Genomic DNA, 2,481 nt, shown 5'->3' with positions numbered 1-2,481 from the left:
CCCCACGACTCCAACAGCCGGAACAGCGCCACCTCCACCGCGAACAACCCCGGCTGCGCGAACTCCGTCCGGTCCAGAACCCCGGTGTCCTCCCCGAACAGCACATCCCTCAACGGCACATCGAGGTGGGCGTCCATCCGGGCGCAGACCGCGTCCAAGGCGTCCGCGAACACGGGATAGGCCTCGTACAGCTCACGCCCCATCCCGCGGTGCTGGCTGCCCTGCCCCGTGAACAGGAACGCGAGCTTGCCGGCGACCGGAGATCCGGTCACCACGTCGACGGATTCTCCGCCCGACACCGACGCGAGCCGCTGGAGGAACACACCGCCGTCGCCCGCGACGATGACGGCGCGGTGATCGAGCGCGGCCCGACCGGTCGCCAGCGCACGGCCGATGTCCACCGGGCGGAGGTCGGTGTGGGCGTCGAGACGGGCGTGAAGGCGTGCCGCCTGGTCACGCAGGGCAGCCTCGGACTTGCCCGACAGTACCCACGGCACGACGGCGGGCCGGTTCGACGCGGCCGTGACCGTCGTGTCGTCCGGGGCCTGCTCCACGATGGTGTGGGCGTTGGTGCCGCTGATGCCGAAGGACGAGATGCCGGCCCGACGCGGGCGTCCGGTGTCGGGCCACTCCTGTCGCTCGGTGAGCAGGGCCACCTCGCCGGCCGACCAGTCCACGTGCGGGGTCGGCTCGTCCACGTGCAGCGTCCGCGGCAGCACCCCGTGCCGCATCGCCATGACCATCTTGATGACGCCCGCGACACCGGCGGCGGCCTGGGTGTGCCCGATGTTCGACTTGATCGAGCCCAGCAGCAGCGGCCGGTCCTCCGGCCTGTCCTGACCGTAGGTGGCCAGCAGGGCCTGGGCCTCGATCGGGTCACCCAGACGGGTGCCCGTGCCGTGCGCCTCCACCACGTCCACGTCAGCCGTCGACAGCCCGGCACTCGCCAGCGCCTGCCGGATCACCCGCTGTTGCGAGGGGCCGCTCGGCGCCGTCAGGCCGTTGCTGGCACCGTCCTGGTTCACCGCCGAACCCCGCACCAGAGCCAGCACCGGATGCCCGTTGCGCCGGGCGTCCGACAGCCGCTCCACCAGCAGCATGCCCACACCCTCGCCCCACCCCGTACCGTCGGCGGCAGCCGCGAACGCCTTGATCCGGCCGTCCTCCGCCAGCCCCCGCTGACGACTGAAGTCCACGAAGGTCTCGGGGGTCGACATCACCGTCACGCCACCCGCAAGAGCGAGCGAGCACTCGCCCTGCCGCAGTGCCTGCACCGCCCAGTGCAGAGCCACCAGCGAGGCGGAGCACGCCGTGTCGACGGTCACCGCGGGACCCTCCAGCCCCAGCGCGTAGGAGACCCGGCCCGACATCACGCTTCCGGCATTGCCCGTCCCGAGATGGCCTTCGACGCCTTGGGGCTCGGCGGCGGCGAGGGTCAGGTAGTAGTCCTGGCCGTTGGTGCCGACGAACACACCCGTCTGGCTGCCGCGCAACGAGGACGGATCGATGCCGGCCCGCTCGAACGCCTCCCACGAGGTCTCCAGCAGCAACCGCTGCTGCGGATCCATCGCCAGCGCCTCACGCGGCGAGATCCCGAAGAAGTCCGCGTCGAACTCGGCCGCGTCGTAGAGGAACCCGCCACCGCGGGCGTAGAACGTGCCCTGCCGATCCGGATCCGGGCTGTAGAGCTGTTCCAGGTCCCAGCCGCGGTCGACGGGGAACTCCCCCACGGCGTCCGTCCCCGTCACCAGCATCTGCCAGAGTTCTTCGGGAGAGGTGACACCGCCGGGGAAGCGGCAGCTCATCGCGACAATCGCGATCGGGTCGTCATCGGCGGCAATCGCGACGGGCAGGTCGGCATCCGCGACCCGGATCGTCCCCAGCAGCTGACCCCGCAGGTACTCCGCGAGCGCCGCCGACGTGGGGTAGTCGTAGACCAGCGTCGCCGGCAGTCGCAGCTCCGTCGCCGCACCCAGCCGGTTCCGCAGCTCGACCGCCGTCAGCGAGTCGAAGCCCAGCTCCTTGAACGCCCGCCCGGCACCCACCGCGTCAACCCCGGCATGACCGAGCACAGCCGACACCTGGGCACGCACCAGATCCAGCAGCATTCGCTCCTGCTCAGCCGGAGCGACGGTGGACACCCGCCGCGCAAAGGACGTCGGGCCCCCGGCGTCGGCGGCTGACTCCGCCACCTCTGCGTGCGTCGCGCGTGCCTCGGGGAGCTGGGCAAACAGCGAGCTGCGGCGAACGGTGGTGAATCCGGCGAGGAAGCGGTCCCACTCCACGTCGGCCACCGTGAGCGCGGCTTCACCGGAACCGACCGCCTGCCGTATCGAGTTGACCGCCAGGTCCACTCGCATCGGCGGCACACCGCCTCGGCGCATGCGGGCCGACGTCGCCTCGTCGGCGGCCATGCCGCCCTCGGCCCACGGACCCCACGCGATGGACGTCGCCGCCAGACCGTCCGCGCGACGCTGCTCC

Annotated in this window: 1 protein-coding gene; it reads right to left on the bottom strand. The window is 71.7% G+C overall.

Annotated elements, in window-relative coordinates:
* Positions 1 to 2,481, bottom strand: a 2,481-nt coding sequence (locus tag ACP4J0_RS38310; protein WP_426604042.1) for a beta-ketoacyl synthase N-terminal-like domain-containing protein, incomplete at both ends; no start/stop codon positions are given.

The sequence above is a fragment of the Streptomyces sp. WG7 genome, from assembly GCF_049975785.1.
Taxonomy (GTDB): Bacteria; Actinomycetota; Actinomycetes; order Streptomycetales; family Streptomycetaceae; genus Streptomyces.
The sequence above is the reverse complement of the archived record's forward strand: the minus strand, read 5'-3'. Positions and strand labels throughout refer to the sequence as shown.